Here is a 23,522-nt window from a genome sequence, read left to right as displayed (position 1 = left end):
GAACAACTCCTAGTCAGAGTGGTAAATATTGCTGGTCAATCGAGTGAGGGATATTTTTACGAAACAGTTACTGTCGATACAACGATTCCAGATGTTGCAATTGAACCTATTGTAGATTCGACGAGTCCGATTACAGGTACAGCAGAAGGAAACTCTGTGGTAATTGTCAACGTAATCGTAAATGGTGTAAAAGGTTCAGATCAATATGTCTCTGCTGATCCAACTGGAAATTGGTCTATTTCGATTCCAGGGTTAATGCCAGGACAAAGTGTATCAGCAGTTTCAGTGGATCAAGCAGGGAATAGAAGTATTGTTGCAACTGAGACAGTACCAGATGCTACGCCATCAGCTTCATTTGTATCTAAACAATATGTAGATAATGTTGCTGCAGATACAGGAACGGATGGTGCAACTGCGAAGAGCAATGATGCGACACCAAATAGCTCACTCGCTGATGATAGCGGAACCTCTAGTTTGGAAAATTCATCAGGTGTGGCAAGTACCCCCTCAACCTTTAATGGAAGTAGCGCAGATGAAGTCTTCCAAGGTAATGCGGGTAACGATACTTATAATATGGGTACTACAGGTGGCAGTGATACGATCTACTTCGCGTTATTAAATGCAAGTCACGACACCGGTGGTAATGGTATTGACCAAGCAAATAACTTCAAAATTGGTAAAATAGAAACGGATGCCAATGCAGATGTTATTGATATTCATGAATTATTGAATGATAAAATTTCTAATGCTCTACATACAGACAGCACAGGTAAAGTAACATTAGATCCATCATCTAACCTTACTGAATACGTCAATGTAACTTATGATGGTACGAATACTCATGTTCAAATTGACCGTGATGGTAAAGCTGGTACAACACATACATTTACAGATGTGCTTATTTTGAATGATGTGAAAACAGACCTATTAACATTGATCCAAAACAACCAATTAATCATTTAATTTAAACGGTTTTAAAGAAAAGGATGCTTCGGCATCCTTTTTTATTTTTAGCAGTAATTGATACATTCTATGGCTTATTTATATACAATTTTAATAAGCTGTAGGGTGAACCTAAATTGAAATGATTGATCATTCATAGTGTATAAGAGGATTAATCTATCCAAATAAATCAAAATTGAAAATTATTAATTTAGAAATCATTGATTTAAAAATAATCAACTTAACAATCGAAAATCATGATTGCTTCATGCCTTAAATAATTACAATGGGTGCTGATGTTGATTTAATATTGGAGAAGTATAATTTTGAACATAGTTAAGTCTTATTCAGCACTCAAAATATTGCTAAATTATTGAAGAAAGATTGTCTATGCAGAGTTGCTTTATTGATTATGCTTATATTTCTGTTGATTAAAAGATCTTATGTAAATAAAGCTATGTGTTTTCAATGAAAAATTTAACAGCAGAACCTACGTATAGGCTCTGTTGGTGATCATGAAAGTACAGTCAGTTCTTAAATGATTAACGATTGTATTTTGCTAGAAAATCCAAATACGGTTTAATCAAAAGCTGCTCTTGCTCTAAAATCGGCATATGTCCAACACCTTTTAAAATAATAGGGTCTTGGGCATTCTTCAATAAATCTTTCAACTCTGCTGCCGCTTCTACATTGATAATTTGATCTTTTTCTCCCCATGCAATGAGAACAGGTTGATCAATTGAACGCGCTGCAATGGCAAATGAATCAGGGGTAAATAATTTCGACATTACGATGAGTTGTTCAACCAATTTTGTGGTATTTCCAGCTTGGCTGATCATGAGTTTTTCTTGTGCATCTTTGAGCTCTTTCGGAATGAAAGGTTGTTGATTCATGGCGATTTTCATTAAGCGATCAAAATCCCCAGGCTTACTCACGATCATATTGCGCAAAGTCGTTGGATCTTTGAGATAAGGGGTATTGGCAGATTTAAATACACCTGCGCTGTCGACTAAAAAGAGTGATTTCGCATCAACAGGGTATTGCGCAGCATATAGTAAAGCAATTGAACCACCCATTGAGTGACCTGCGATATTTAAATCTTTTTCAATTTTTACAGCTTCGGCAAAACGTCGTAATTTTTCAGTCAAATTCGGTAAAGAATAGTCAAAATCTGCGGGGACTTTACTGTCACCTTGACCTAGTAGATCTGGAATAATCACATGATAATACGGTGTTAAATAGCGTGCGACACGATTCCAGTTGTCACGACTACCAGCAAGACCATGAACCAATAGAATCGTAGGCTTACCAGCAGAGCCACCTTCACTATATGCCCAATCAATGTCACCGACTTTGACACGTTTGGTTTCCATGCCTGCCCAAGCCCACTCTTGTTGTAGCACGCTTTGGATATCGATGGCAGGTGCAGCATAGGTTGTACTAGAAATACCGATTGCTGTCACAGACCCCATGACCAGTGCAGTAGATAAAACTATTTTGTTCAAGATTCCTTTCATGATGAATACTCTTGTTGTTTTAGTTTAGAAACATTTTTACATTAGAATATGCATAATAAAAATGCATTTGCCTAAAACGCAAAAAGCCAATTTAAAATGTCAATTTAGCATAATTCCAGCAGGTTTATCCAAGTTCTATGTCAAATCCAGAATTAGCACAGATGATTCTCAATGTCATCGTTCAAATACCGAAAAGCAAAGTGGCGAGCTATGGACAAATAGCTAGCTTGGCAGGTTTGCCTAAACATGCACGACTGGTGGGAAAAGTTTTGGGTCAACTTCCATCTGACCATGATATTCCTTGGTATCGCGTCATTAATTCACAAGGTCGAATCAGCTTGAATAAATTAGACGAAAAGGGAATGTGTGTGCAGACAGCAAAATTATTGGAAGAAGGCGTTGTTGTGATCAATGGAAAGGTGAATTTGAAACAATTTCAATGGAAACCATAAGCAAAACAAAAAACCTGTCGCATTAAGAACAACAGGTTTTAGGAAAAGCAGAAATTTAAGCAGAAAAATCAGTTTAAATGCTTATTTAACCACTAAAACTGGAATTTGTAGCTCAGTTAATAAACCTTGTGCGACACTGCCCATGATGAGTTTTTTCAGACCCGTACGACCATGTGAGCTGAGTACGACAAGATCTATTTTCAAATCATTGACCGCTTGCGCCAATGTATGGGTAATGCTTTCACCTTCTAAGAGACGGGTTTCAACTTGTAGACCTTCTGCAACAAATTGTTCTTTGGCAGCATTGATATTGTCCTGAATAAACTCACGCGCACGTTCAATAAGTTGATTTGTTTGTCCATTGCTTAGATATTCCGCTGCAATATAAGGGTCTAAAGTCATAACTTGGACAACGGTGATTTTACTATTGAATGCTTTGGCAATATCAGCCGCGTGTTTAACGACAGATAAAGAAGTTTCAGAGCCATCGACTGGAACGAGGATATTTTGATAAGTCATGCGTATTTTCCTTATTTGCACTTAGATTTAAGTTCAAGTTGTTATAACAATTGCTAGTTTCTCACTCGATCATAACGTGAATATGAAATGAATAAAACCTAGTAAATTTATAGACATAATTTATTGCTGTCCGCACAAGATTAGACATTCATTAAAATGCCTAATCTTGTATGAATGCTTATTTTTTTAAGATTAATGAGCAGTTTACGAGCACTATAAATTTATAATCCTCATGATTTAGCGTGATTTGTTCATCAGATAAAATAGATCAATGTTTGCTGAATAATTTTTATGGATTGATAGAATCTGCCAGCTTATGTAGAGATTCTTCAATTACAATAAATTGAATCCAGAGAAGACATGAATGAAAATGTAGCTAAATTTTAAAACTAAATTTCAAAACTATAATTGAAGAGGAAATGGATAATGGATTATCAAACTATCATTGTAGAAGAAAAAAATCATGTGGGTTATTTGATGTTGAATCGCCCTCAACAGCTTAATAGTTTAACGCTATCAATGAGTGAAGAAATTATTTCTGCACTTAAAGCATTTGAACAAAATCCTGAAGTGAAAGTTATTGTTCTGGGGGCAACTGGAAAAGCCTTTTGTACAGGGATGGAACTGAGTCCAAGCCTATTTCAAGACGTTGATAATATTGATTTGGGGTTGGTGATCGAAAAGTATTTTAAACCAATGATTGATCTGATCTTGAATATTCCGAAAATCATTATTTGTGCGGTGAATGGTACCGCAGCAGGTGCGGGCGCAAGTATTTCATTATTATGTGATATTAGCATTGCTGCAAAGTCTGCAAGTTTTACGCAAATTTTTAGCAAAATGGGTTTAATTCCAGATGGTGGCGCGACATGGTTTTTACCGAGAATGATTGGTTTTGCTAAAGCAAAGGCATTGATGCTTACTGCAGAAAAAGTTTCAGCCGAAGAAGCTGAACGTTTAGGCATGATTTATAAAGTAGTTGATGATGATCAATTACAACAGGAAGTGGAAAAACTTGCAGAATATATGGCAACTCAAGCGACCTTGAGTTATGCCATGATCAAACAAGCATTGAATGTGTCTGTGCAAAATGATTTGGAAGCTCAGTTAAAGTTAGAGCGTGATTTACAGTTAAAAGCAGGGCGGAGTGAAGATTTTATTGAAGCTGCTCGTGCATTTTTAATGAAAGATAAGCCAAACTTTAAAGGGCGGTGATGATTTCATGACTTTGAATGTATATAAATTAACACTACTTTTTGGTATTTCCTGCTTTTCAACATTGGTTGTAGCTGAGGAAATAAAAGTAACACCTTGGGTAAAAGTAAAAGCTGAAACAGACCATGTGAAGTACATTTGTAGTACTTTAAGTTTAAAGTGCGGAAATCATGTAGATGTTTGGAAAAAGAAAGCATCTACAGAGGATAAATTGTATTTAACGGATGAAACACCTCAGTTATTTGAATTATCAAAAGTAAATAATCAATATAAATTGATAAATTCATGGCGTTTTGAACATTATCGGCATAGTAGTCAACATTCCCCTGATGATGAAATGGCGGATTATGGCACCGAAATTTTTCCTGCTTTTTATCCTTTAAATCGAAAAAACTTTTCTATTGCTTTGGTGAAGAAATGGGGTACAAGTTATGCAGGTGGAGGAAGAGGAGAGCAAATTGCTGATTTTTTAATGTTAGAACCAAATGGAAAGTATAAAGTGGCTTTGAATGATGTTGGTTTTTATTCTTATGAAATGATTCGAGCTTGTTTTTCTGAACGTGATTATAAAATTTCACCACACTGTCATGACGAAAGTGGTTCAACTTTGTCGATTCAATTTAAAGATGTTGGAAAACCGTATTATCAATGGACTTTGAATTATACGGATTTTACTTGGGAATCGTTTAAACCCGAGAAAGCAAAGAAAATAGAGAAGAATAAGGTGGTTGTGATGCCTTTTAAATAGTCTAGTTAGTTCAAATGACTAAAGCTATTTTTAAAATAGCCTTTTTTCTCTGACATTTGATAAATCGTTTTAAGGCTAAAAGTTTCACTTAGCATAACTGAATTTGGCAGCATATCTATTTTTAGACCTAAACTTTCCAAACTAAATTCTGAAATTTCAATATTTTTAGCATTATCTAAGCCAATCATTTCAAATATAGCATCGAAATAAATTGCTTCGCGGTATAAATACCGATGTAAATAGCCTATCACGGATACCCAACAAATGAGAAACATCGTAATAAACTGATAGGATTGATAGGTATAAAATCCTTTCCCACAAAAGAGAAAATATATAATTGACAGCCCAGCAAAAATTTTCGACATGAATGCAAAGTGACTAAAAAAACTTTCTTTAATGGTATTGGAACCGCAATCTAAAAAAAGTTCTCTCCAAAGTAGCTCTAGTTTCAAGTCAATTAAAACAGTAAGGCTAAATTTTTCAGGTTCACGAACACTAGGAGCCATTAATAACAATATTTCTTGATTTGGATAGATATAAATCTCTCTAAAACATCCAGTGACAGTGATTTGTTCACCTAATGCATTTTCGGCAATAAATTCAAATTCGGTAGGTTGAGGGTAATAATCAGACCATGATTGGACTTCATTGTTGATTATTTTTATAATTTTACCTTTAAAAATCTTATGCTCAGATTTTATTTCATTTTTTATTTTTGTTTTATTCATGGCTAATTTATAGCTCATAAATATTTCAAATTTATGACAATTTAAATTAATTATTTACTCAAAAATTGCATAAGAGACTCAACATCATCCGTCTGTAACTCTTCCCGCATTTTTAAAAACTGCTTTTCATCCATCTCATAGAGTTTAAGGGAAAGCAATTTTTCGACCTCTTCCTCAGAAAAACGATACTTAATCACTTTTGCAGGAACGCCACCGACGATGGCATAAGGCGGTACATCTTGCGTAACCACAGCACCTGTTGCTACGACAGCACCTTCACCTAAAGTCACACCTTGCATAATCATGGCACGACTGCCAATCCAACAACCATCACCAATGACCGTATCACCCGCAGGCAAAAAACTACGCGTATCAAAAGGAAACGTCGAAATCCAATCAGGACGATGCAACTGATTGCCACCCATCATGATGACGCATTCAGCCCCAAAACAAACAAAATTGCCAATATAAAGCTGATCTATCGGCTTTTCAGGTGTGGACGGCTTGTCATGTAAATAACGCACCACACAACGCTCAAAACCTTGATCCCAATATGCTGAATAATAAGAATAATTTCCTTTAATATGAATATTTGGATTGTTCACAGTTTTAGAAATAAACTCAAATTCACACCAGTGTTTTACAGGCGAGTTAATGGAATCAGTCATATAAAAAGCAAAAGGCGAGTGGTTGCACCATTTTATATGACTTCAACACAAAGCGTAAGTAAATAGCCTAAGCTAATCTTAAATGAATCAACTGTGAAGCTGTGGTATGCTGAATATAATCAGCACGTTGATGAAAATAACGCTGTGTAATGTCAGTGCCTGATAAATCTTCTACAACGATATAGCCCATTTTTTCAATCGCTTGATGCAGTTCAGATGATGCAAAAGCACCTAATAATGGCTCTTTTAGGAAACGGGTAAATTGGGTTAAAGCAAATGCACCAAAACGTTCAATGCCTTGTAATTCTTTATAATCAATTGAATAGTCCATCACCAATTCACTACCAGAAGGCGCAATAGAGGCAATGTTTTGCAATGTGCCTAATGTCGTTTCAGGTGTTAAATAATGTGTAGTTCCCAACCATGAAAAGAATGCTTTTTCGTTAGGTTGATATTGGCTACGGAGTAGGGCATCAGACAGTTTTTCTTTTTCAAAATCAATGCTGACAAATTCAACATTACTAGGCAGTTGTTTAGATTTTAAAACAGATTTGAGTTGCTGAATTTTGGTTTTTTGCGTATCTGGATGATCGACTTCAAATATTTTTAAATTTGGAAATTGTGCAGCCAAACGTAATACAAAAGAATCTAGACCTGCACCGACCAAAACATATTGTTGAATATGATTCTGTTCAATGGCTTGTAGCAAAAGGTCTTCGGTATAACGAGAACGTCCAACCACTTGTCCTGTGAGTTTGCCAAAAGTTTGATTCATAAAAGTGGAATTTAAGGTTTTACGAAATAAGCCATTTTTGAGCAAAAAACGCCAACGTGCATTGGTCATTTCAAAAGCATAAGGATCTGAAAATACAGGGTCATTTGCATAAAGATAGTGATTGGCACGAAGCGCAGCAGCAGCTTCGGCAGTTCGACTGACTCGTCCTACTTTCATAATATATCCACTTAAAATTTTATTTTCTAACACTTTAAAAGAAAAAAGCATTTAAACAATGGCGATTTGATACGCAAGAGATGGACTATATTGTGAGTTAAATTTTTTATGAAATGAGCGATAAGTCTTAGTTAATCAAGTTGATCATCCCAAATTCCATATTTAGGACCATAAAGTTCTTTATATTTAGTTTCATACATACTTTCCTGAGAGGAGTCACAGTAATACACAATATCTGAGGCGGGTACACTTTTACAAACCTTGTTTTCACATTTAGATACCGTATATTTATATCTCTTTTTTGTGCTTTCACATTGATGTTGTTGTAAGTATGTTTCAAAATTTCGACTGGTTAATGATGTCATTTGAGCCCATATCCCTAAGAACAAAATGGGAGCAACAAAGGCAAAAGATGATATTATATTTGTAGATAAATCATCAGGTCTTTTTTTATTTTGGCTATAAAAGAAAATACTATAACTACAAAAGCACAAAAATAATCCGAAGCTAAAAGTAATAATCCCTTCTCTCAACACTGTAAAATAGAGTGCTGTAGGTAATAATAGACAAAGTAGCAATGTGGAATTAAACAAATTTTTAATTTTCATTATTTAAATCAAAGAAGAAGGGCTGAATGATCAGCCCTAATTTTATCAAATATTTCTAGTTAAATAACTATGAAAGATATTCAACACTGACAACTTCGTATTCTACTTCACCTTGTGGTGTGACGATTTTAACTTCATCGCCTTCGTTCTTACCCAAAAGACCACGCGCAATCGGTGAATTTACAGAAATTTTGTGAATTTTAAAGTCAGCTTCATCATCGCCAACGATACGATAAGTCTTTTGCTCTTCTGTATCTAAGTTTTCGATGGTTACAGTCACACCGAAAACCACACGACCTGTTTGCTCAAGTTCTTTTACATCGATCACTTGGCAAGCACCGAGTTTACCTTCGATGTCCTGAATACGACCCTCACAGAAACCTTGTTGCTCACGCGCTGCATGGTATTCCGCATTTTCTTTTAAATCCCCATGTTCACGAGCTTCCGCAATTGCCGCAGTGATACGTGGACGGTCAACAGTTTTTAACTGCTGTAATTCTTTCTCCAAAGCAACCTTGCCTTCAGGAGTCATAGGATAACGTTGCATTGTTGTCCCTCAGTTTTGTATTTAAAAAATACAGGTTTATAAAATGAAAAAAGCCCGCCACCGAGAGGTGACGGGACTTCTCGGAAACGAATTAACCTAGTGTTTGCAAATCTTGCAAGCGATATACATCCATTGGCAATTTAATTGCTAAAGCTTGGCATACAGCATCAGCACCATTCAAGGTCGTTGTGTAATACACTTTACCTTGAAGCGCAGAGCGACGGATTGAGAATGAATCCTGCTGAGCTTGTTTACCTTCAGTTGTATTGATAATGAGGTGAATTTCGCCATTTTTCAAGCGGTCGACGATATTTGGACGACCCTCAGTGACTTTATTCACACGTTCAACTTCAATACCCGCTTGTTGAATAACATCAAAAGTACCACCAGTTGCGATAATTTTAAAGCCTAGATCAACAAGTTGTTGAGCAATACCCACAACACGAGGTTTATCTGAATCACGTACAGAAATAAATACGTGTTTGATTTCACCTTCAGTTGGTTTACCTGGTAAACGATCATTTGAGCCTAATACAGCTTTATAGAACGCTTCACCAAAAGTAGTACCTACACCCATCACTTCGCCTGTAGATTTCATCTCTGGGCCAAGGATCGGGTCAACACCTGGGAATTTATTGAATGGGAATACCGCTTCTTTCACTGCGAAGTGAGTCGGGATAATTTCTTTTGTGAATCCTTGAGATTCTAAAGATTGACCCGCCATACAACGTGCAGCAACTTTCGCTAAAGATTCACCGATACATTTAGAAACGAACGGCACAGTACGCGATGCACGTGGGTTCACTTCTAAGATATAAACGTCATTACCTTTTACAGCATATTGAACGTTCATCAAACCAACAACGCCAAGTTCTTTCGCCATAGCGATGGTTTGACGACGCATTTCGTCCTGAATTTCTTTAGATAAAGAATAAGGAGGAATAGAACATGCTGAGTCACCTGAGTGAATACCTGCTTGTTCGATGTGCTGCATGATACCGCCGATCACAACGTCTTTACCGTCAGATACGCAGTCCACGTCAACTTCGATCGCATCATCAAGGAAGTGGTCAAGCAGTACAGGCGCTTCGTTAGATGCTTGTACAGCATCACGTAGGTAGCGTTTAAGTTCGTCATCGTTATAGACGATTTCCATCGCACGACCACCCAGTACATAAGAAGGGCGTACAACCAATGGATAACCCACTTTCGCAGCTTCAGCCATACCTTCTTCAGCAGATTTTACAATGCTGTTGTTTGGTTGGCGAAGTTGTAGACGTTGAATCATTTGTTGGAAACGTTCACGGTCTTCTGCACGGTCGATTGCATCAGGAGATGTACCGATAATTGGCGCACCAGCTTCTTCAAGCGCACGAGCCAATTTCAACGGTGTCTGACCGCCGTACTGTACGATGATGCCTTTAGGCTTCTCGATACGAACGATTTCTAAAACATCTTCAAGTGTAATCGGTTCGAAGTACAAACGATCTGAAGTGTCATAATCCGTTGAAACAGTTTCAGGGTTACAGTTCACCATGATTGTTTCATAACCGTCTTCACGCATTGCAAGGGCAGCGTGTACACAGCAGTAATCGAATTCGATACCTTGACCAATACGGTTAGGACCACCACCGATCACCATGATCTTGTCTTTGGTCGATGGATTTGCTTCACATTCTTCATCGTAAGTTGAGTACATGTACGCTGTGTCTGATTCAAACTCAGCAGCACAAGTATCAACACGTTTGTAAACAGGCGTTACACCCAAGTTCCAACGATGTTTACGGAATTGTTTTTGTGAAATGCCCATCAAGTTCGCAATGCGAAGATCTGACAAACCTTTACGTTTGAATGAACGGATATTGTCCGCATTCAAATCACCAAAACCTAAAGTTTTGATTTGGTTTTCAGTTTTGATAATGTCTTCGATTTGAATCAAGAACCAACGGTCAATCTTAGTCGCTTCAAATACTTCATCTAAAGTGAAACCGTGACGGAATGCATCACCCACATACCAAATACGCTCTGGACCTGGAACTTTAAGTTCAACAAGGATCTTTTCACGCGCGCCTTCAGTACCGACAGCGATTTTTTCATCAAAACCACATGCGCCAACTTCAAGACCACGAAGCGCTTTTTGCACAGATTCCTGGAAGTTACGACCAATCGCCATCACTTCACCCACAGATTTCATCTGTGTCGTCAAAGTAGCATCAGCTTGTGGGAATTTCTCGAAGTTAAAACGAGGAATTTTCGTAACAACGTAGTCGATTGCAGGTTCGAATGAAGCTGGAGTTGTACCGCCAGTGATGTCGTTTTTCAACTCATCAAGGGTATAACCAACCGCCAGTTTCGCAGCGATTTTTGCAATCGGGAAACCAGTCGCTTTAGATGCAAGTGCAGATGAACGAGAAACACGTGGGTTCATCTCGATCACAACCATACGACCGTCTTTCGGGTTAATACCGAATTGAACGTTCGAACCACCCGTTTCTACACCGATTTCACGAAGAACCGCTAAAGATGCATTACGTAAAAGTTGGAATTCTTTGTCTGTCAATGTTTGTGCAGGCGCAACAGTGATTGAGTCACCAGTGTGCACGCCCATTGGGTCAAAGTTTTCAATGGTACATACGATGATACAGTTGTCGTTTTTGTCACGAACAACTTCCATTTCGTATTCTTTCCAACCAATTAAAGATTCATCAATCAATAATTGTTTGGTTGGAGAAAGATCGAAACCACGTTCACAGATTTCAATGAATTCTTCACGGTTGTAAGCGATACCACCGCCTGAACCACCCATGGTGAATGATGGACGGATAATCACAGGGAAACCGAAACGAGCTTGAATTTCAAGCGCGTGTTCCATGCTTTCTGCAACGTCAGCACGTGGACATTCCAGACCGATTTTGCGCATTGCGATATCGAAAAGTTTACGGTCTTCCGCTTTTTCGATCGCTTCTTTGGTCGCGCCAATCAATTCAACATTGTATTTTTTAAGAATACCGTTGGCATCAAGTGCAAGTGCACAGTTCAATGCTGTTTGACCACCCATTGTAGGAAGAACTGCATCTGGGCGTTCTTTCTCAATGATTGCTGCAACAGTCTGCCAAGTAATCGGTTCGATATACGTTGCATCTGCCATTGCAGGGTCAGTCATAATGGTCGCTGGGTTAGAGTTCACCAAAATAACACGGTAGCCTTCTTCACGAAGGGCTTTACACGCTTGTGCACCTGAGTAGTCAAACTCACATGCCTGACCGATCACAATCGGACCTGCACCAATAATTAGGATGCTTTTAATGTCTGTACGTTTAGCCATGATCGCTCCTCAATTACTTCTTAGATGCTTCAATAAGTTCGATGAAATGATCGAACAAAGGTGCGCAGTCGTGTGGACCAGGACTAGCTTCAGGGTGACCCTGGAAGCTGAACGCTGGTTTGTCTGTACGATGAATGCCTTGAAGCGTTTGATCGAACAATGACTTGTGCGTTGCTTTTAGATTTGCAGGCAAAGTGTCTGCATCAACAGCGAAGCCGTGGTTTTGAGAAGTAATCATCACAGTCCCTGTTTCAATGTTCTGAACAGGGTGGTTTGCACCGTGGTGACCATGTGGCATTTTGACTGTTTTAGCACCTGATGCTAGAGCAAGAATTTGGTGACCTAAGCAAATCCCAAATACAGGAACATTACGCGCATCTTCAACAATAGTTTTCACTGCTTCAATTGCATAATCACATGCTGCTGGATCGCCAGGACCATTTGACAAGAATACGCCATCTGGATTCAATGCAAGTACTTTTTCAGCAGGAGTTTGAGCAGGAACAACTGTTAGTTTGCAACCACGGTCTGCGAGCATACGTAAGATGTTGGTTTTGACACCATAGTCATATGCAACAACATGGAACTTCGCTTCAGGCTGAGAGAAACCTTGACCAAGTGTCCATGAACCTTCAGTCCATTCGAAACCTTCAGGATCGCAACACTCTTTAGCAAGGTCTAAACCGTTTAAGCCACCGAATGCACGTGCTTTTGCAATCGCTTCTTCTTCAGTGATGTTCTCACCTGCAAGGATGCAACCGTTTTGCGCGCCTTTGTCACGAAGAATACGTGTCAAACGTCGAGTATCAATATCTGCAATGGCAACGACATTATGTTGTTGTAAATATTCGCCAAGAGATTGAGTAGCTCGGAAATTGCTGTGTAATAAAGGCAAGTCACGAATGATTAAACCATTCGCCCAGACTTTGTGAATGCGACCAGACTCAGCGTCTTCGTCATTACAACCAGTATTACCGATATGAGGATAAGTTAAAGTTACAAGTTGCTGTGCATAACTTGGATCGGTCAAGATTTCTTGATAACCAGTCATGGCAGTGTTAAAAACGACTTCACCAGTCGTACTTCCCGTAGCGCCGATCGATGTACCTTTGAATACAGTACCGTCAGCAAGGGCTAAAATGGCGGGGGTGCTCAAACCATAGCTCCTGAACTAAAACCACAAAAATAGGGCTGTAAAAAAGCGAGTAGACGAAAAAAAAGGAAGGTTAATTAAATCCTACCCTCCTCATGTCTGCTCGCTTGTAACTTAACAGCGTATTATACGCATGATGCCCCCGAAAGTCCATTTTATTTGAGATGTATTTTTCAAGATAATGATAGATAAATCCCTTGCTATTTATGATTAATTCTGATTTTTGAATGAAGCTATTGAAATTGTAAGTATTTAAGAATTGTCAGACAAATCAAACTCTAAAATTTAACATTTCACGTTATCTTTATGCCTCACATTCCAGGGGGAATTAATGATGACGATTTCAAAAGAAACTGTGAAAGATGCAGTGAAAGACAATATCGAAAACGTGAAAGAAAGTGTTGAGACTGTGAAAGAAGCAGTCGATACAGCCAAAGATACTGTCGCTAAAAAAGTAGCAAAAGACACCGCTGCGATTAAAGAAGTTGTGGCTGAAACGACTGAGAGTTTAGAGAAAATCAGTGCTGAAACAAAGCAGAAAGTGACTGAAGCTGTGACGGAAACTAAAGCGAATTTGCAAGCAGAAGCTGAACAGTTAAATGCACAAGTTCAAGATCAAGTGCAAAGCTTTAAACAAGAGCTGTTGATGCGTTTGGATATTATTAAAAATCAATTCTCAACATCACCAAAAGATTTAGTTGGTCTTGCAGAGTTGATTAAAACTGAATTGACAGTTTTATTAAAAGATTTAACTGAAGTGGGTAAGGAAATTCGTACAGATGTTTCGCAAATTTCTTCAAAACACAAAGAACATTTAAATGAAACATTTAAGCGTTCTAAAGACAGTACCTTAGATGCTTGGAAAAAAGTGGTGAATAAGGTTGAAGATGAAAGTTCTTCAAAAAGTTAATTTTAAAAATGAAGTATTCAGCATTTTGATTATCATCGAGCAATGCTGATGACTGATTTTAACAATAACTTTGAAATAGACTTTAAAACTGCTTGATAAAAAGGTAGTGATCAATGTCACTGCCTTTTTTATTGAATGCTGTTTGAAAAATATTTGAAAATAGAAAACAAAAAACGAGGCATATCGCCTCGAATCTTATATTTGCGCATAAGTGAATGTGCATCAATAATTAAAAAGTATGCAACCAATCACGCTTATTGTGAAAGTCAGCTTGTTGACCACTATGTTGCATTGCAAAATAATGTTGCCCTTGGGTTGTATTCAAGACAGCAGTTAAACCCAGAAATAAGTCAGACCATTTCAATTTATTTGCCAACATGAACTCGGTTAAATCAATACTGACATTTAAGCCATAATGAGTACGCTTTAATTGATTCAGTTCAATATCATAGGCAACAACGGGCGGCATATTTTCAGGATAGCGATATTCTTCAAACTGATAGGCTTGCCACGCTTGAGAAGGGGAAAGATTGATCTCACGATAATAATCTTCACCTTGTACGCCAATAAAAATCTCGAAGCAGGTATTTTCCCAAAGAAAATCTTGGCGGGGATTTGATGCAACTTGTTCAGGATATTGAATAAACTGATTTGGATCTCTGAGCCAATAACCCACATTCAATGTATATGGGCTGACTTGCTCAATCGCACCAACAAGAGAAATGCTTTGAAAACGACGATCAAAAGCACTAAGTTCGTAACTTGCCATAGTATTGCCAGTAAAATTTAAGCTTAATTAGACAAATGTGCGTGGCGAACTAAGTTAGATAGCTTAGGATTTTGTTTAGGTGCTTTTTTGTAAAGTAATGCAATTTTACCAATGGTTTGTACTACTTCAGAACCTGAAACTTCAGCGATTTCAGCAATTGTTGCTGCACGTGCTTCACGATCTTCACCTGCAATTTTCACTTTAATCAATTCGTGATCATTTAAAGCGCGGCTTAATTCTTCAACGACACTTTCAGTCAAGCCTTTATCCCCAAGCATTACAACTGGGTTTAATGCATGTCCGATTTGACGTAAACGTTTACGTTCTTGGATAGAGAGAGTCGCCATAAAAAATAACCTAAATTTAAAAACGACCTAGTATAACAAAAGCCATTCCACTGCGCTGTAAATTCTGTAGAAATAATCGATCAAGATGATTTAAAAAAACACAGCAATATTGGGTGATTTAAATGCAGATCAATACTGCATTGAAAATGTTTTTAACGTACAATCAGAGGTTAGTTATCGTTTATATCAAGAGAGTTATGGCTACACGCATTACCAACCAGAAGTTATCGAAAAGTAGTCGTGCGTGGATGAGAGAGCATTTGGATGATCCTTTTGTGAAAAAAGCACAAAAAGAAGGTTATCGCGCTCGCGCAGCATATAAGCTACTTGAAATTCAAGAAAAACATAAAATGATCAAGCCTGGTATGACCGTGGTTGACTTGGGAGCTGCGCCTGGAAGTTGGTCGCAAATCGCAGGAAAGCTCGTTGGTGATAAGGGTTTGGTTATTGCTTCTGATATTTTAGAAATGGATGCTTTACCTGATGTAACCTTCTTACAAGGTGACTTCCGTGAAGAAGAAGTTTTCGAAAAATTGTTAAATATTTTAAATGGACGCACTGTAGACGTTGTAATTTCGGATATGGCCCCCAATACATCAGGTAATAAGGCTGTAGATCAACCTCGCCAGATTTACTTGTGTGAACTTGCACTTGATTTTGCCAATAAGGTTTTAGGACCAAAAGGGCAGTTTGTGGTAAAAGTTTTCCAAGGGACTGGTTTTGATGAGTTTCGAAAGCAAGTTGTAGACAGTTTTGATGTGTTAAAAACAGCAAAACCCGCTGCTTCACGTGCACGTTCCAAAGAAGTTTTTTTAATTGGACAGGGCCGTAAAAAAGTATCGCAATAAGTTAGGTATTTAAGGTATGTTCATTGTTGGTAATGAATTGCCAACAAATACTTGCCAAGTTGTTAAAAATTGTGCATTTTGTACGTTTTTAATAATAATTGCGAAATTCATTACTCGCTTTTTGTTACGATCAAGCAAGATTGAGCCTGATCAAAATAGTTATATATGGGAATAAAGCTTTGAGCGATTACTTCAAAAATGCCGTATTGTGGCTGGTCATACTAGGTGTGCTGATCCTTATCTTCAGTAACCTGAGTGACCGCAGTAAGCCTTCTGCAATGAATTATTCAGAATTCATTACAGCGGTGAATGCTGGTCAAATCAGTAAAGTCACAATTGATGGCGAAAGAATAAGTGGCGAAAAAAAGAATGGTTCGGACTTTGAAAGTATTCGCCCAGCAGTTCAAGATCCTGAACTGATGCCAACACTCATCAAAAATAACGTTGTTGTTGAAGGTACTGCACCTCAACGCCAAGGTTTGTTGATGCAACTTCTGATCGCAAGCTTCCCTGTACTATTGATTATTTTATTGTTCATGTTCTTTATGCGTAACATGGGTGGTGGTGCAGGTGGTAAAAATGGTCCAATGAGCTTTGGTAAGTCGAAAGCAAAAATGCTTTCAGAAGACCAAATCAAAGTGACATTTACAGATGTTGCGGGCTGTGATGAAGCGAAACAAGAAGTTGTCGAAATTGTCGATTTCTTAAAAGATCCTGCTAAATTCAAACGTCTAGGTGCAACTATTCCGAAAGGCGTATTGATGGTCGGTCCTCCAGGTACAGGTAAAACTTTACTTGCGAAAGCGATTGCAGGTGAAGCGAAAGTTCCATTCTTTAGTATTTCTGGTTCTGACTTCGTTGAAATGTTTGTCGGTGTTGGTGCATCTCGTGTACGTGACATGTTTGAACAAGCAAAACGCCATGCGCCATGTATCATCTTTATTGATGAGATCGATGCGGTAGGTCGTCATCGTGGTTCAGGTACAGGCGGTGGTCACGATGAACGTGAACAAACCCTTAACCAAATGCTTGTAGAAATGGACGGCTTTGAAGGTAATGAAGGCATTATCGTGATTGCTGCAACAAACCGTGCAGATGTACTCGATAAAGCTTTACTTCGCCCAGGTCGTTTTGACCGTCAAGTAATGGTTGGACTTCCAGACATTAAAGGTCGTGAGCAAATTCTTAATGTTCACTTGAAGAAACTTCCTTCGACTACAGGTGTGGATGTTAAAGTTCTTGCACGTGGTACACCAGGTTTCTCTGGTGCGCAACTTGCAAACCTTGTGAATGAAGCAGCATTGTTTGCAGCGCGTCGTAATAAAAACACTGTCGATATGCATGATTTTGAAGATGCAAAAGACAAGTTGTACATGGGACCAGAACGTAAGTCGATGGTCATCCGTGATGAAGAGCGCCGTGCGACTGCTTATCATGAAGCGGGTCATGCGATTGTTGCTGAGATTCTTCCAGGGACAGACCCAGTGCATAAAGTTACAATTATGCCGCGTGGTTGGGCTTTGGGTGTGACTTGGCAGTTACCTGAGCAAGATGCGATTAGTCATTACAAATCAAAAATGTTGAATGAACTTTCAATCTTATTTGGTGGTCGTATTGCAGAAGAAGTCTTCATTAACCAAATGTCGACAGGTGCTTCAAACGACTTCGAGCGTGCAACGAAAATGGCACGTGCGATGGTAACCAAATACGGTATGTCTGACAGAATGGGCGTGATGGTTTATGAAGAAGAAAACCAAAATGGTTTCTTTGGTAATATGGGCAATCGCACGATTTCAGAAGCAACGCAACAACAAGTTGACCAAGAAGTTCGCCGTATCTTAGATGAGCAATATAAAGTTGCACGTGATATTCTTGAAAATAACAAAGATATTGCACATGCAATGGTAAAAGCTTTGATGGAATGGGAAACCATTGACCGTGATCAAATCCGTGACATCATGGAAGGTCGTGAGCCTCAACCACCGAAAGTTTATGTGGCTGATAATCCAGTGATTGATGTTGTTCCTACTGATGGCCCATCAACACCACCGCCATTACCAGCGACCTGAGCAAACTTAAAGCATGGCTTTAAAAAACTAGCTTAACAATGAGAGTCTCGAAAGAGGCTCTTTTTTTATGTTTGATGAATTTTAACAATGATTAAAATTGATCATTTGACAGATCATTCAAACAGAAATCATAAAAGGTTATAAATAGCCTAAGCAAATTTCATATTCATAAATTGCTCAAATAAAGCTTTAATTAAAAATGATTTAACTTATTTGTTTAATGAGTTGCTAAAATATTGTGAATATGAAATTGGAGCGATGACATGCAACTACAACCACTGCCTAAAAAGATCTTGCAGTGTGGGCGATTATCATTAGATTTATCGCAACCGCATGTCATGGGGATTCTCAATGTCACCCCAGATTCATTTAGTGATGGCGGAAAGCATAACCAGAAAGATCAAGCGGTAGCGCATGCCTTACAAATGGTAGCTGATGGTGCAACAGTGATTGATATTGGTGGTGAGTCTACACGTCCAGGCGCATCACCCGTTGAGCTTGGAGAAGAAATCCGCCGTGTTGTTCCTGTCGTTGAAGCGCTGTCAAAACATGATGTTGTGATCTCGATTGATACTTCTGAACCTGAAGTGATTCGAGCAGCCGTACAAGCGGGTGCACATATCTGGAATGATGTACGTGCTTTGACCCGTCCAAATGCATTGCAAACAGCAGCTGAATTAGATATTCCAGTTATTATCATGCACATGCGTGGTGAGCCAACGACCATGAATAATCTTGATCAATATCACGATGTGACATTAGATGTGATAGCAGAGTTACAACAACGTGTCGATGATGCATTGTTCGCAGGTGTTCGTGCTGAAAATATCATGATTGATCCCGGTTTTGGCTTTGCAAAAAATGCACATCAGAATTTAAAACTTTTAAATGAATTTCATAAACTCAATGAAATGGGTTATCCGATTCTTTCTGCTTTATCACGTAAGCGTTTTATCGGTGAGGCTTTGAATGGTGCAGATGCGCAACATCGTGCGGTAGGTAGTGTAGCGGCACATTTACTCAGTATTCAGCAGGGGGCGAGTATGGTGCGTGCGCATGATGTAAAAGCCATGTCGGATGCAATTAAAGTGTGGCAAGCGATGAATCTAGCAAGCTAATCGTTATTCAGAATTTAAATTTCTACTTGTCCGTAAATCAAGCATGTCTATAGGCATGCTTCTTTTTAATTTATTAAATGTAATGGTATTACATAACACATACAAAATCATGTCAACCAAAGTGGTTTTGCATATTGTGAAAAAATAGTAATGTAATAATATAACAATGAGCTTATATCGATATAACTATAAAAACTGACAATAATTTGAGGGATGAGTGATGAAATCCAAACAAAGTTTACTTGCAATATCATTATTTGCTGTAATGATTGCAGGATGTAGTAAAAAATCAGAAGAAGCTGCGAGTGATGCCTCTGTTTCTGCTGAATATTCAACTGAACAGGTTGCTGTAGATGCGAGTGCTGACATGGAAGCTGCTGCTACAGCTGATGTTGCAGCAACTAGTCCTGTAGTGGGTTCTGCTGAAAATACAGAAAACTATCAAAAGGTTGAAACCAATTCTGTTAAAAGTGTTGCGCAACAACCCATTTCTACATTCAGTGCGGATGTGGATACAGGTAGTTATACCAATGTGCGTCGCTTCCTTGTGCAAGATCGAAGTTTACCTCCTGTCGATGCGGTACGTGTTGAGGAAATGATCAATTATTTTGATTATCAATATCCTCAGGCTACAGGTGTGCATCCTTTTGCTGTGAGTAGTGAAACAGTAGACTCTCCTTGGCAGGCCAATGCTAAAGTGATCAAAATTGGTATTAAAGCCAAAGACATTGACCAACAAAATTTACCTGCTGCAAATCTAGTCTTCTTGGTCGATGTATCAGGCAGTATGAATGAACCGAACAAATTGCCATTGGTGAAAAAGACTTTAAAAATCCTAACCAAACAGCTACGTCCACAAGATAAGGTAACGTTAATTACTTATTCAGATGGTGATAAAGTGGTTTTACCACCAACCAGCGGCGACCAAAAAAATAAGATTCTCAAGGCGATTGATCAGCTTGTTGCAGGCGGTGGTACAGCCGGTGAGCAAGCGATCCAAATGGCATATAAGTCAGCTCAACAGGGCTTTGTTAAAGGTGGGATTAACCGTATTTTAATTACCACTGATGGTGATTTTAATGTGGGTATAACTGACTTTGATACCCTAAAAAATATGATCGCAGAAAAACGTAAAACAGGTGTTTCATTTTCAACCTTAGGTTTTGGCTCAGGTAATTATGATGAGCAGTTGATGGAACAACTTGCTGATGCTGGCAATGGGAATTACAGTTACATTGATAATGAAAATGAAGCAAAAAAAGTCCTACAGCGTCAAATGTCCTCTACTTTGGCAACTGTTGCACAAGATTTAAAATTACAGGTGGAATTTAATCCTGCAACGGTGAAAGAGTACCGTTTAATTGGCTATGAAAATCGCATGTTAAAAGAGGAGGATTTTAATAACGATAAAGTCGATGCGGGAGATGTGGGTGCAGGGCATACCGTGACCGCTTTGTATGAAATTATTCCAGTAGGGCAAAAGGGGTGGTTGGCAGATTCACGCTATGCGAAAAATGATGCGAGTTCGGGTAAGAAATCTGAGTATGCCTATTTAAATATTCGTTATAAATTGCCGAATCAGAAAAAAAGTATTTTACTGACACAACCGATTTCCGCTTCAAGTAAGCCTTTGAGTCAAGCCAATGCAGACACACGTTTTGCTATCGCGGTTGCTGCTTATGGTCAACAGTTAAAAGGCGGTCAATACAATGCTTCGATGGGTTGGAATGACATTATAAACTTGGCGCAAAGCGCTAAACAGAATGATGCTTATGGTTTAAAAGCTGAATTTATTGATTTGGTAAAAAGAGCCAAAAGTTTAAGTCCAAGTGCGACCAAGACTGTACAGATCAATAAAGCTTCTTAAATTCTAAAATTTCTTAAATTTAAAAGGCTATAAAAAACTGAATCATTGATCTACCTTATTCATGAAACAGGCGTTTTGCAATAAAGCGCCTTTTTTGCTCAAAAAATTACAAATTATTCATTATAAATACTGTTTTAATTGGCAGTGTAGCGTTATATATTAGACTTTTTGCGAAAGTTATTTTCGGCGAGATCTGAAGCGATATTAAATGTTCCCTCTCCTTTCAGGAGATGAGCAGTATTACTGCGCAAGGGAGAGGTTCTCTATTTAAAAGCTCCCTCATCCTAGCCTTCTCCCAAAGGGAGAAGGAACTCCCAATATACTTTTGAATATGTTTTGTATATAAAATTTAAACACTTTCTGGCTTGCGCAAGAGCTCTATTCGTCATTATTTAACATGACTTGAACAATCAAAATTTTAAAAATAAGGAAATACAATGAACTTTCATTTGAAGACCCAATTTACGATATTAAGTTTGGCTATAGTGAGTTTGGCTGGTTGTACTCAGATGCAACATAACCAGTCAGCTACGGTTGTTGAAGTTGCACCTATTGCACCGATGCCTGTGTCAGCAGCACCGATGTCTGATGCTAAAGCTTTAGCAAAGCAAGCGGCTTATGCAGCACATAATCGAAAACTAGTTCAGAGTTCTGCTACTTCTGGCTCTCGTGTCAGTATAAGACAGCCTGAAATGATTGTTCGAGAAAAACCACAACCTGTACAGAATACTGAAAAATATCAAGAAAATGAGATCAATCCTGTAAAAAGTGTAGCGCAAGAAGCAGTTTCAACTTTTAGTATTGATGTGGACACAGGAAGCTATTCGAATGTTAGACGTTTTTTAAATAGCAATGGTCAATTACCACCTGTGGATGCAGTACGTATAGAGGAATTGATCAATTACTTTAATTATGACTATCCATTGCCGACAGGGCAGCATCCATTTTCAGTCACCACTGAAACTGTAGATTCGCCGTGGAAAAATAATGCCAAAGTGATCAAGATTGGCATAAAAGCCAAAGATATTGATCCGAAAAATCTCCCTCCAGCAAATCTAGTATTCTTGATCGATGTTTCAGGCAGTATGAATGATTCGAATAAATTACCTTTGGTGAAAACCACACTCAGAACGCTAACTGAACAGCTACGTCCTCAGGATAAAGTCACGATTATTACCTATGCAAGTGGTGAGAAATTGGTGCTTGAACCGACGTCTGGTAAAGAAAAAGACAAAATTCTCAGCGTGATTAATAAATTACAAGCGCAGGGTTCAACCTCTGGAGAACGTGCGATTCGTATGGCTTATGAAGAAGCTGAAAAATCCATGATCAAGGGCGGGATTAATCGTATTTTAATCGCGACGGATGGTGATTTTAATGTGGGCATTACCGATTTCAACACCTTAAAAGGCATGGTGGCGGAAAAGCGTAAAACGGGTATTTCATTTACAACTTTAGGCTTTGGAACGGACAACTATAATGAACAATTGATGGAGCAATTGGCTGATGCAGGCGATGGCAACTATAGTTATATTGATAATGAAAAAGAAGCCAAGAAAGTTTTGCAACGTCAATTGTCATCGACACTTGCAACAGTCGCACAAGATGTAAAAATTCAAGTTGAATTTAATCCGCATACAGTCAAAGAATATCGCTTAATTGGCTATGAAAATCGTCTATTAAACCAAGAAGATTTTAATAATGATCAAGTGGATGCAGGTGATATTGGTGCAGGGCATACTGTGACGGCATTGTACGAAATCATTCCTACAGGTCAGGCAGGATGGTTAAATGAATCACGCTATCAAGCAGCTGCAAAATCTACTGATGCCAATAAGAATGGTGAATATGCATTTTTAAAGCTACGTTATAAACAACCGAATGAAAAAACCAGTATTTTGCTCAATCAACCGATCAAAGTACAAAGTAAAGCCTTGTCACAAGCCAGTACAGACACCCAATTTGCAATAGCGGTTGCAAGTTATGGGCAAAAGTTGCAGGGTGGAAAATACAGTGCAAATCAGACATGGAACGATATTCAAAAACTAGCGAAACAGTCAGATCAACCAGATCCTTTTCAAATCCGCTCTGAATTTATTGATTTAATTGGGATTGCAAAAAGTTTAAGTGCAAATGCAAAAGAGTGATTTGTAAATTCGATCATGAAAAGCGGTATATCAATTTGGTGAATTGTATCGTTTGTGTTATATAAGCAGGTCA

21 protein-coding genes are annotated in these 23,522 nt (G+C 38.3%); 10 read left to right on the top strand and 11 right to left on the bottom strand.

Going from position 1 to position 23,522, the window contains the following annotated elements:
• On the top strand, window positions 1-963 hold a 963-nt coding region (locus EXE10_RS12470; protein WP_130113583.1), incomplete at its 5' end, for an Ig-like domain-containing protein.
• 521 nt (window positions 964-1,484) lie between these two features.
• Here EXE10_RS12470 and EXE10_RS12465 read toward each other — a convergent pair.
• Window positions 1,485-2,459: an alpha/beta fold hydrolase gene (locus EXE10_RS12465; RefSeq protein ID WP_130113582.1), complete on the bottom strand. Its 975-nt coding sequence runs from the start codon at window positions 2,457-2,459 to the stop codon at window positions 1,485-1,487.
• A gap of 137 nt (window positions 2,460-2,596) precedes the next feature.
• On the opposite strand from EXE10_RS12465, the gene EXE10_RS12460 reads away from it, so the two are divergent.
• Window positions 2,597-2,911, top strand: coding sequence for an MGMT family protein (locus EXE10_RS12460; RefSeq protein WP_087553194.1), 315 nt, complete (start codon window positions 2,597-2,599; stop codon window positions 2,909-2,911).
• Window positions 2,912-2,992: 81 nt separating this feature from the next.
• Here the strand turns inward: EXE10_RS12460 and EXE10_RS12455 are convergent, their stop codons facing one another.
• Entirely contained in the window at window positions 2,993-3,430 is a 438-nt protein-coding gene (locus tag EXE10_RS12455; RefSeq protein ID WP_068973486.1) for a universal stress protein, read from the bottom strand.
• Window positions 3,431-3,856: 426 nt separating this feature from the next.
• Between EXE10_RS12455 and EXE10_RS12450 the strand changes: the two genes are divergently transcribed.
• Both EXE10_RS12450 and EXE10_RS12445 read left to right on the top strand, forming a co-directional pair.
• Complete coding sequence (locus EXE10_RS12450) at window positions 3,857-4,645, top strand: enoyl-CoA hydratase-related protein (RefSeq protein ID WP_130113581.1); 789 nt, start codon at window positions 3,857-3,859, stop codon at window positions 4,643-4,645.
• A 7-nt stretch (window positions 4,646-4,652) separates the two neighbouring features.
• Entirely contained in the window at window positions 4,653-5,393 is a 741-nt protein-coding gene (locus EXE10_RS12445; RefSeq protein ID WP_416346105.1) for a hypothetical protein, read from the top strand.
• A gap of 5 nt (window positions 5,394-5,398) precedes the next feature.
• On the opposite strand, the gene EXE10_RS12440 is transcribed toward EXE10_RS12445, so the two are convergent.
• The 7 genes from EXE10_RS12440 to carA all read right to left on the bottom strand — a co-directional run bounded on the left by EXE10_RS12440 (window position 5,399) and on the right by carA (window position 13,377).
• A complete protein-coding gene (locus tag EXE10_RS12440; RefSeq protein ID WP_087553198.1) occupies window positions 5,399-6,139 on the bottom strand; it encodes a hypothetical protein in 741 nt (246 codons plus the stop codon).
• A gap of 32 nt (window positions 6,140-6,171) precedes the next feature.
• Entirely contained in the window at window positions 6,172-6,789 is a 618-nt protein-coding gene (locus tag EXE10_RS12435; RefSeq protein WP_130113579.1) for a CatB-related O-acetyltransferase, read from the bottom strand.
• A gap of 67 nt (window positions 6,790-6,856) precedes the next feature.
• Window positions 6,857-7,741 carry a class I SAM-dependent methyltransferase gene (locus EXE10_RS12430; RefSeq protein WP_130113578.1) on the bottom strand — a complete coding sequence of 295 codons (885 nt, stop codon included), beginning with the start codon at window positions 7,739-7,741 and terminating at the stop codon, window positions 6,857-6,859.
• A gap of 131 nt (window positions 7,742-7,872) precedes the next feature.
• Window positions 7,873-8,349, bottom strand: coding sequence for a hypothetical protein (locus EXE10_RS12425; RefSeq protein WP_087553201.1), 477 nt, complete (start codon window positions 8,347-8,349; stop codon window positions 7,873-7,875).
• Window positions 8,350-8,416: 67 nt separating this feature from the next.
• Entirely contained in the window at window positions 8,417-8,896 is a 480-nt protein-coding gene (greA, locus tag EXE10_RS12420) for a transcription elongation factor GreA (protein WP_068973492.1), read from the bottom strand.
• Window positions 8,897-8,987: 91 nt separating this feature from the next.
• Entirely contained in the window at window positions 8,988-12,221 is a 3,234-nt protein-coding gene (carB, locus tag EXE10_RS12415; RefSeq protein WP_130113577.1) for a carbamoyl-phosphate synthase large subunit, read from the bottom strand.
• Between the two features lie 13 nt (window positions 12,222-12,234).
• Window positions 12,235-13,377: a glutamine-hydrolyzing carbamoyl-phosphate synthase small subunit gene (carA, locus tag EXE10_RS12410; protein ID WP_068973494.1), complete on the bottom strand. Its 1,143-nt coding sequence runs from the start codon at window positions 13,375-13,377 to the stop codon at window positions 12,235-12,237.
• Window positions 13,378-13,705: 328 nt separating this feature from the next.
• Between carA and EXE10_RS12405 the strand changes: the two genes are divergently transcribed.
• Window positions 13,706-14,284 carry a hypothetical protein gene (locus EXE10_RS12405; RefSeq protein WP_228256827.1) on the top strand — a complete coding sequence of 193 codons (579 nt, stop codon included), beginning with the start codon at window positions 13,706-13,708 and terminating at the stop codon, window positions 14,282-14,284.
• A 229-nt stretch (window positions 14,285-14,513) separates the two neighbouring features.
• Here the strand turns inward: EXE10_RS12405 and EXE10_RS12400 are convergent, their stop codons facing one another.
• Window positions 14,514-15,053 carry a DOMON-like domain-containing protein gene (locus EXE10_RS12400; protein ID WP_068973495.1) on the bottom strand — a complete coding sequence of 180 codons (540 nt, stop codon included), beginning with the start codon at window positions 15,051-15,053 and terminating at the stop codon, window positions 14,514-14,516.
• 23 nt (window positions 15,054-15,076) lie between these two features.
• Window positions 15,077-15,400, bottom strand: a complete 324-nt coding sequence (yhbY, locus tag EXE10_RS12395; RefSeq protein ID WP_068973496.1) for a ribosome assembly RNA-binding protein YhbY — start codon at window positions 15,398-15,400, stop codon at window positions 15,077-15,079.
• Window positions 15,401-15,597: 197 nt separating this feature from the next.
• On the opposite strand from yhbY, the gene rlmE reads away from it, so the two are divergent.
• The 5 genes from rlmE (at window position 15,598) to EXE10_RS12370 (ending at window position 23,449) form a co-directional block, all read left to right on the top strand.
• The gene (rlmE, locus tag EXE10_RS12390) at window positions 15,598-16,248 is read left to right on the top strand and encodes a 23S rRNA (uridine(2552)-2'-O)-methyltransferase RlmE (RefSeq protein WP_068973497.1); all 651 of its coding nucleotides are present in this window, start codon (window positions 15,598-15,600) and stop codon (window positions 16,246-16,248) included.
• 179 nt (window positions 16,249-16,427) lie between these two features.
• Window positions 16,428-18,317, top strand: a complete 1,890-nt coding sequence (gene ftsH, locus EXE10_RS12385; protein WP_087553203.1) for an ATP-dependent zinc metalloprotease FtsH — start codon at window positions 16,428-16,430, stop codon at window positions 18,315-18,317.
• Between the two features lie 263 nt (window positions 18,318-18,580).
• Window positions 18,581-19,435 carry a dihydropteroate synthase gene (folP, locus tag EXE10_RS12380; RefSeq protein WP_130113576.1) on the top strand — a complete coding sequence of 285 codons (855 nt, stop codon included), beginning with the start codon at window positions 18,581-18,583 and terminating at the stop codon, window positions 19,433-19,435.
• A gap of 367 nt (window positions 19,436-19,802) precedes the next feature.
• Window positions 19,803-21,302, top strand: a complete 1,500-nt coding sequence (locus tag EXE10_RS12375; protein ID WP_228256828.1) for a vWA domain-containing protein — start codon at window positions 19,803-19,805, stop codon at window positions 21,300-21,302.
• A gap of 437 nt (window positions 21,303-21,739) precedes the next feature.
• Window positions 21,740-23,449: a vWA domain-containing protein gene (locus tag EXE10_RS12370; RefSeq protein ID WP_416346104.1), complete on the top strand. Its 1,710-nt coding sequence runs from the start codon at window positions 21,740-21,742 to the stop codon at window positions 23,447-23,449.
• The last annotated feature ends 73 nt before the right edge of the window (window positions 23,450-23,522 follow it).

Origin of the sequence: Acinetobacter sp. WCHAc060033 (assembly GCF_004209125.1) — a bacterium.
GTDB lineage: Bacteria > Pseudomonadota > Gammaproteobacteria > Pseudomonadales > Moraxellaceae > Acinetobacter > Acinetobacter wuhouensis.
Note: the sequence above shows the minus strand (reverse complement) of the source record. Positions and strands in the feature narration are given on the sequence as shown.